Origin of the sequence: Microbacterium sp. ER1 (assembly GCF_023383675.1) — a bacterium.
GTDB lineage: Bacteria > Actinomycetota > Actinomycetes > Actinomycetales > Microbacteriaceae > Microbacterium.
Map to the genome: position 1 here is coordinate 1 of NZ_QCXO01000071.1, position 253 is coordinate 253.

1 protein-coding gene is annotated in these 253 nt (G+C 67.6%); it reads right to left on the minus strand.

Translation table 11 applies throughout. The annotated features are described in order from the left end of the window. Positions 1–253, minus strand: a 253-nt coding sequence (locus BV453_RS01805) for an EAL domain-containing protein (RefSeq protein ID WP_249520733.1), incomplete at both ends; no start/stop codon positions are given.

Here is a 253-nt window from a genome sequence, read left to right on the forward strand (position 1 = left end):
GTCCATCGGCATCCGCACCAACGCGTCGACGGAGGAGTCCTGGGAGCCGTAGTCGTCGAGGGCGATCATGATGCCGATGTCGCGGAGGTGGTCGGCCTGCGCGCGCACGGCAGTGGACACCCGGGCGACGGACCGCTCGTTGAGTTCGAGGCAGAGGGAGATGCCGGGGTAGCGTTCGGCGAGCTCTTCCACGAAGGACCCGACGCGCTGCGGCAGGATCTGGCCGGCTTCGACGTTGATGGTCATGCAGACG